At 58.1% G+C, this 4,717-nt stretch carries 4 protein-coding genes; 1 reads left to right on the forward strand and 3 read right to left on the reverse strand.

Features of this window, described 5'->3' with window-relative positions; translation table 11 throughout:
• On the reverse strand, positions 1–962 hold a 962-nt coding region (locus tag IGS51_RS20015; protein WP_297080541.1), incomplete at its 3' end, for a serine/threonine-protein kinase.
• Positions 963–1,159: 197 nt separating this feature from the next.
• Here IGS51_RS20015 and IGS51_RS20020 point away from each other — a divergent pair.
• Entirely contained in the window at positions 1,160–2,050 is an 891-nt protein-coding gene (locus IGS51_RS20020) for a shikimate dehydrogenase (RefSeq protein ID WP_367279389.1), read from the forward strand.
• A gap of 84 nt (positions 2,051–2,134) precedes the next feature.
• On the opposite strand, the gene accC is transcribed toward IGS51_RS20020, so the two are convergent.
• Positions 2,135–3,481, reverse strand: a complete 1,347-nt coding sequence (accC, locus tag IGS51_RS20025) for an acetyl-CoA carboxylase biotin carboxylase subunit (protein ID WP_277775262.1) — start codon at positions 3,479–3,481, stop codon at positions 2,135–2,137.
• Positions 3,482–3,920: 439 nt separating this feature from the next.
• Positions 3,921–4,637 carry a heme oxygenase (biliverdin-producing) gene (locus IGS51_RS20030; RefSeq protein ID WP_297080543.1) on the reverse strand — a complete coding sequence of 239 codons (717 nt, stop codon included), beginning with the start codon at positions 4,635–4,637 and terminating at the stop codon, positions 3,921–3,923.
• Positions 4,638–4,717 lie beyond the last annotated feature (80 nt).

The raw sequence follows: 4,717 nt of genomic DNA on the forward strand, positions 1-4,717 counted from the left end.
GCAGCGGCGGTGGCCGTGGCGATCGCCAGTCCCCGCCAGCCCATCCGCAGGCGATCGCGCCAGGAGAGCGGCGGCAAGGGCTGTGTGCGATGGGCCACCGCAGGCGGCAGCAGCGACGTGGGCGTGTCTATGAGATCGGTTGGCAAGTTTGCCAGTTGCGTCAGGGCGTGCTGCACCTCTGCTACCGACTGATAGCGCTGGCTAAAGTCATAGCGCACCAGATAGTCGAGAATTAGCATCAGACCGGGGCTAAGCTCCGCCTGATGCTGCCAGAGGACATCCAGGGTTTCTGGGTCTTCTGGCAGTTGCGATGGCAGGCAGCCCGTCACCGCCTGCACCACCGTCATGCCCAGCGCGTAGAGGTCGCTGCAATAGCGGGGCCGCCCCATCAGTTGTTCGCTGGGGGTATAGCCCTGGGTGCCAATGCCCACGGTCACTTCCGTCTGACCAGAAATGCCCGTCAGCCGCGTCTGAATTTCTTTCACCGCGCCAAAGTCAATCAGCACCAGCTTGCCGTCGGATTTTCGGCGGATCAGGTTGGCGGGTTTGATGTCGCGGTGGATGACCTGATTTTGGTGGACGAAGCTCAGCACGTTGAGAACGTCGTGCAGGAGGGCGATCGCCTCAGGTTCCGAAAACTGCCGTCCGCCCGCAAACTCTTCGCTCAGCGCGTGCCCTTCAATAAATTCCTGCACCAGATAAAACTCTTCGCCCTCCTGAAACGAGTCGTAGAGTTCGGGAATCTGGTCGTGCTGCCCCAGGCGACGCAGCGTTTCTACCTCGGTGTCGAACAGACGACGCGCCACCACCAGCAGGTGCAAATCTTGGCTGACGGGCTTGAACTGCTTGACCACGCATCGGCGCGGCTGCTGCTCATCTTCGGCCAGGTAGGTTTGTCCAAAGCCACCTGCCCCCAAAATAGTAATAATGCGATAACGCCCGCCAAGCACAGTCCCCAGCATGGACAATTCGTTGCTCAGTGCTCAATAGATGTAATGATTCTGACACACATCCCTGATACAAAGGTTCGATTCCTGACCCCGACCCGCTCCCTCAAACCCGCTCCCTCAAACCCGCTGCCTCAACCTGCTCCCTCAATTTGTATTAATGCATCATTAATGCATCCCATTTGCATCCCATTTGCACCGCTGAAGCACCTATGATGACCGGGATTACTGGCACTACGAAACTTTTGGGCGTGATTGGGCATCCCGTTTCCCACTCGCTCTCGCCCGTAATGCACAACGCCGCGATCGCCCATCTCGGTGTGGATTATGTATACCTGCCGCTGCCCGTTGCGCCGGAAGACCTGCCCCAGGCGATCGCCGGGTTTGCCGCCATCGGTCTGCGCGGCTTCAACGTCACGATTCCCCACAAGCAGGCTGTGGTCCCGTTTCTGAATCATATTTCAGAGATTGCCCAATCGGTGGGCGCGGTCAACACAATCTGGCGAACAGAAACGGGCTGGGCTGGCACCAATACCGATGTGGAGGGATTTCTGTCGCCGCTGTTGACCCTGCCCCCAGAGCGATCGCCCGACTGGAGCCGGAGTGCGGCGGTGATTTTGGGAAACGGCGGCGCGGCGCGGGCCGTCGTCGCTGGCTGTGCCCAACTGGGCCTGGCGCAAATCCACGTCGTCGGGCGCGACCTAAACAAGCTCAAAGCCTTTCAGCAAAGCTGGCGAAACTCGCCGATTGCCGCGCTCTCAGTGCATCCGTGGGAGGATTTGCCGAAGCTCCTCCCCAGGGCAACTCTGCTGGTCAACACCACGCCCATCGGGATGCACCCCCATACTCAGGCTTCGCCGCTGGGTGCAGAGCCAGGGCTGACAATGAAACCAGGGGCGATCGCCTACGACCTGATCTATACCCCCAACCCCACCCGCTTTTTGCAGCAGGCCACCGCCCTGGGCGCGATGCCCATCAGCGGTCTGGAAATGCTGGTGCAGCAGGGAGCCGCTGCCCTGCGTCTGTGGCTGGGGCAGGAGGTTCCGGTCGAGGTCATGCGGCAGGCGTTGATTGAGCGGTTGAGGGGAGGCGGTGGTGCATGAGGTTGGGTATGACGTTGGGTATGAGATTGGGTGTGAGGTTTAGTATGAGGCTTCCATCCCCCAAGGCTCTTGATCAACCCGCGCCTACCGCTGCATGATCTGCTCTACAAAATTGGTGTAAACGCGCCCGTCTGCAAAATCCTGCGTTTCCAGAATCCGCTGGTGGAAGCCGATGGTGGTGGGCAGCCCGGTGATGGCGAACTCGCGCAGGGCCCGCTTCATGCGGCGAATGGCCGTGGGGCGATCGCTCCCCCAGACGATTAGCTTGCCGATCAGCGAGTCGTAGTAGGGCGGAATTTCGTAGTCGGTGTAGACGTGGGAATCAATGCGAACGCCGTTGCCGCCGGGGGGCAGGTAGCCGCTGATGCGTCCAGGGGCAGGGCGAAAGTTCTGATCTGGGTCTTCGGCATTGATCCGGCATTCGATGGCGTGGCCGCGCAACTGCACCTGCTCTTGAGTGAGTCGGAGGCGATCGCCCTGGGCCACGCGAATCTGCTCAGCGATCAGGTCCATTCCAGTAATCATCTCCGTGACGGGATGCTCGACCTGGATGCGCGTGTTCATTTCCATGAAATAGAACTGACCGGAGGCATCCAGCAGAAACTCGATCGTGCCCGCGCCGAGGTAGTTGATCGCCTGGGCCACGCGCACCGCCGCTGACCCCATTTTTTCCCGCAGTTCCGGCGTGAGGGCGGGGCTGGGCGCTTCTTCGAGCAGCTTTTGGTGGCGGCGCTGAATTGAGCAGTCGCGTTCGCCCAGGTGAATCACGTTGCCATAGCCGTCGGCGAGAATCTGAAACTCGATGTGGCGGGGCCGCTCGATAAATTTCTCTAGATACACACCGGGATTGCCAAAGGCTGCTTCGGCCTCGCCCTGGGCCGCCAGAAAAGACTTGACCAGATCTGCTTCGCTGCGAACCAGCCGCATTCCCCGGCCGCCGCCGCCCGCTGTGGCTTTGATGATGACGGGATAGCCAATTTTGCGGGCGATCGCCAGTGCTTCTCTCTCATCCGTCAGCAGCCCATCGCTCCCCGGCACAGTGGGCACGCCGATTCGCTGCATCGTTTCCTTGGCCGTAGACTTGTCGCCCATCGCCCGCATTGCAGACGGAGAGGGACCGATGAAGGCAATTTGGTGATCGGCGCAGATCTCCGCGAAGCGAGCATTTTCTGCCAAAAAACCGTAGCCAGGATGAATCGCGCTGACGTTGCGGGTGAGCGCTGCTGCAATGATATTGGGAATGTTCAAATAGCTCTTGCTGCTGGGCGGCTCGCCAATACACACCGCCTCATCCGCAAGCTGCACATGCAGCGCATTGCGGTCAATGGTAGAATGCACTGCCACAGTGGCAATGCCCATCTCTTCGCAAGTCCGCAAAATGCGGAGGGCAATCTCGCCACGGTTGGCAATCAGAATCTTTTCAAAACGCATCTCGTAAGGCCCGGCGCAAGGAATCAACGGCCAGGGATTGACTAGCCAGTGTTTTGAATTTTACGCCGAATCGGGGCCCAGGGTTTAGGCATGGGGTTCAGGGTTGGTTGCAGGAATTAGGGTGAGGTCGGGCGATCGTCCCACATCGGCAAAAAACAGCGTAACGCCTGGTTGTACAAGTCCGGGCTGTATAAGTCCTGGCTGTACAAGTATTGGCTGTACAAGTCTTGGCTGTACAAGTCCGGGCTGTACGAGTCTTGGCTGTGCAAAAACCATGTTGTCAAAAACAATCGGGTCAATCCTTTTGGCCAGAACGCTCGGCTTCAGTGCGAACGCTCCAACCCAAAAGACTCACCCGATTTGTCGGGATGCCGCATGAGAACCCCAAATGAGTCCCCTAGTAGCAGTCCCTAAATTTGAATCTTTGATCCTCTGATCCCTACTCTGCCGTTGCCAGTTCGGTGCTGCCGCGACGGGTACGGCGAGTGAGCAGGTTAAAGAGCTGAATGCCGATTGCCTTGATCAGGTTGCCTTCTAGCTCTTTGAACATGGACATATTCATGCCAAAGGCGGCGTTGGCTTCGTCCACAATGCGGTCGGCGGTGGCTTCATCCACGGGCAGGCTGTCGAGGCGATCGCGGTACATCACCTTAAACGCCTTCTCGTCGGGAATCTGCTCAAACTCGTAGAAGTTAGTGCCCTGACCCTCCGACAGATTCATCGCGTTCTGAGCAATTTTCTTGAGAATTTGCCCCCCAGAGAGGTCGCCCAGATAGCGGGTGTAGAGATGGGAGATCAGCAGTTCGGGAGCCTCGTTCGACACCTCCCGAATACGAGCCACATAGTCTTGCGCGGCGGTCGAGGGCGCAACCTGATCTCTCCAGTTGGAGCCGAAGTAATAGGTCAGGTCTTTTTCTAGGCTGGCTTTGCGGTTTAGCTCTGGAAAATAGAGATGAGAGAGCAGCGGATGCTCACGGTGGCGCTGCATTTCTTCTTCCATCGCAGAATAGACAAAATAGAGATTCGCCACCAGCTTGCGATAGGAGGTGGGTTCTACCGTGCCCTTCAGAAAACAGGCGACAAAGCCCGTATTCTCCGCCATAGAGTGAGACTTTTTGGTTCCCTCGCGGAGTTTGGATGCTAAATTGCTGCTCATGCTAAATGTCCTGCTAAATATCCCAACTAAATGCGTCTACTAGCGAAAATCCACTAGCGGTTTAGGTGCCTTTTCCAGCG

Source organism: Thermoleptolyngbya sp. M55_K2018_002, from assembly GCF_015295965.1.
Classification (GTDB): Bacteria; Cyanobacteriota; Cyanobacteriia; order Elainellales; family Elainellaceae; genus Thermoleptolyngbya; species Thermoleptolyngbya sichuanensis.